Below are 2,705 nucleotides of genomic sequence, written 5' to 3'. Positions count from 1 at the left end.
CTATGGGAGCGAGCCTGCTCGCGAAGAGGCCGGCACATTCAACTTGAATATAACGACCTCACCGCAATCCTCAGAGCGCCTCGCGCCCCGGCACGCCATCCACCAATCGCAGGATCCCCAGCGGGTTGGCGTTCTTCAACGGCTCTGGCAACAGGTTGTCGGGGTAGTTCTGGAAGCACACCGGACGCAGGAACCGATCGATCGCCAGCGTGCCGACCGAAGTGCCACGCGCATCGGACGTCGCCGGGTAAGGCCCGCCATGGACCATCGAATCGCAGACTTCAACACCGGTTGGATAACCGTTGAGCAAGATGCGACCGACCTTCTGCTCCAGCAACGGCGTCAGTTCACCGAACCGTTCGAAGTCCGCCGGCTCGCCAATGATCGTCGCGGTGAGCTGGCCGTGCAGGCCATGCAGCGCAGCGCTCAATTGCGCCTGGTCCGCCACTTCGACAAACACCGTGGTCGGACCGAAGACTTCTTCCTGCAAAGCCTCGTCACCGTTGATCAACAGGCTGGCGTCAGCCTTGAATAACTGCGGTTGCGCCTGGTTGCCTTGCTGCTCGCGACCGGCCAGGTGTTCGATGCCTGGGTGGGCCAGCAATTTTTGCAGGCCTTTGCCGTAGCTTTGCAGCGTGCCGGCGTTGAGCATGGTTTGCGGCGCCTGGTCGGCGATCAGCGCAGCCACTTGTTGGGTGAAAGCAGTGAACTCCGGTGAGCGGAGACCGATCACCAGGCCCGGGTTGGTGCAGAACTGACCGCAGCCTTGCACCACCGAGGCGGTCAGGTCGCGAGCAACGCTGTCGGCGCGCGCTTGCAACGCCTGCGGGAGGACGATCACCGGATTGATGCTCGACATCTCGGCGAAGACCGGGATCGGTTGGGGCCGCGCGGCCGCCATGTCGCACAGGGCACGCCCGCCTTTCAGGGAACCGGTGAAGCCGACGGCCTGGATCGCCGGATGCTTGACCAGCCATTCACCGACGCCACCGCCGTAGATCATGTTGAACACACCGGCCGGCATCGAAGTTTTTTCAGCCGCGCGAATGATCGCATCGGCTACATGCTCGGCGGTGGCCATGTGGCCACTGTGGGCCTTGAATACCACCGGGCAACCAGCGGCAAGCGCGGCAGCGGTGTCACCGCCTGCAGTGGAGAATGCCAATGGAAAGTTGCTGGCGCCAAACACGGCCACCGGACCGAGGCCGATGCGGTACTGCCGCAGGTCCGGGCGCGGCAGCGGCGTACGCTCCGGCAAGGCCCGGTCGATGCGCGCGCCGTAGAAATCGCCACGACGCAAGACCTTGGCGAACAGGCGCATCTGCCCGCTGGTGCGGCCTCGCTCGCCCTGGATCCGTGCGGCCGGCAACGCGGTTTCGCGGCAGACCACGGCGACGAACTCATCACCCAAGGCGTCCAGCTCATCGGCGATGGCATCGAGAAATTCGGCCCGGCGCGCCGCGCTCAGGCTGCGGTAGGTTGGATAAGCCGCCGCGGCGGCCTTGGCGGCGGCGTCGACTTCTTCCGCCGTGGCCTGGACGAAATCATGCGGCAAGGCCTCGCCGGTGCTGGCGTCGAAACTTTGCAGGCGAGTCTGGCCGGCCGCGCTGCGGGCGCCGCCGATGTAGTTGTGGCCAAGGATCTGGTTCATCGCAAGTCTCCTTTTAAAGTGTGCCGATAGTACCTGGGTTGAACACCGCGTCTACCGGAGCAATGCCGTTGATCAGCGGTGCGCCGAATTCGGCCTGGCTGATTTCGAACACGTCCCCCGGCTGGGTGCGGATGCCGTCGGCGAACGACAGCGTCGCGGTGCCGAAGAAGTGAACGTGCACGTCCCCGGGGCGCAGGAACTGACTGTACTTGAAATGGTGGAACTCGAGGTTCTCGAGGCTGTGGCACATGTTCGCCTCGCCGCTGAGGAATTCGTTCTGCCACAGCACTTCGCCGTTGCGCAGGATACGACTGGTCCCGGACAGATGTTGAGGCAGTTCGCCCACGCGAAGTTCCGGGCCGAAGCTGCAACTGCGCAGTTTCGAATGGGCCAGGTACAGATAATTCTTGCGTTCCATGACGTGATCGGAGAATTCGTTGCCCACCGCAAAGCCCAGCCGATATGGCTTGCCGTCGTGACCGATGACATACAGGCCGCTGATTTCCGGCTCCTCGCCAGCGTCTTCGGCAAACGGTGGCAGCGGGAACGGATGGCCGGGACGGACGACGATGCTGCCGTCGCCCTTGTAGAACCATTCCGGCTGAACGCCAGCCTGCCCGACCGCTGGTTTGCCGCCCTCCACGCCCCATTTGAAGATGCGCATGGTGTCGGTCATGGCGCTCTCGTCGCCCGCCTGCTGGTGCATCTTGTCCCGGGCCGAGGCGCTGCCCAGGTGAGTCAGGCCAGTACCGCTGACCAGCAGGTGCGCGGGGTCCGGGTGATCCAGCGGCGGCAGGATGCGCAATTCGCTGAGCAGTTGCGCATAGTCATGGCTCGCTCCCAGGCCCAGGCCGTCGACCTGTTGCTCGAGCTTGGCGCCCGCCTCGATGGCGGCCAGCGCCAGGTCGCGCACCGTGGTGGCGCCCTGTACTTCGCGCACCTGCTCGCCGTCAACCACACCGACGCGGCGTTCGCCGTTACTCAATTCGAACTGAACTAAACGCATGGGTTTCTCCCTGTAAACAAAACTTGAAAAAGCGCTGCCCCCTGTGGG

The 2,705-nt window shown here is 64.1% G+C and carries 2 protein-coding genes; both read right to left on the bottom strand.

The window, feature by feature from the left end; translation table 11 throughout:
* Positions 1-70: 70 nt before the first annotated feature.
* Positions 71-1,651 (bottom strand): aldehyde dehydrogenase (NADP(+)), encoded by a 1,581-nt coding sequence (locus ACE04F_RS24405; protein ID WP_486110266.1) that lies wholly within the window; start codon positions 1,649-1,651, stop codon positions 71-73.
* Positions 1,652-1,664: 13 nt separating this feature from the next.
* On the bottom strand, positions 1,665-2,657 hold the full coding sequence (gene araD1, locus ACE04F_RS24400) for an AraD1 family protein (RefSeq protein WP_486110265.1): 993 nt from the start codon (positions 2,655-2,657) through the stop codon (positions 1,665-1,667).
* Positions 2,658-2,705: the final 48 nt, after the last annotated feature.

This window comes from Pseudomonas sp. AGC41 (assembly GCF_057334555.1).
The sequence above is the reverse complement of the archived record's forward strand: the minus strand, read 5'-3'. Positions and strand labels throughout refer to the sequence as shown.

Bases quoted from the DNA above. Each gene is read 5' to 3' on its own strand.
- araD1 (WP_486110265.1), bottom strand. From the start codon at position 2,657: ATGCGTTTAGTTCAGTTCGAATTGAGTAACGGCGAACGCCGCGTCGGT.
- ACE04F_RS24405 (WP_486110266.1), bottom strand. From the start codon at position 1,651: ATGAACCAGATCCTTGGCCACAACTACATCGGCGGCGCCCGCAGCGCG.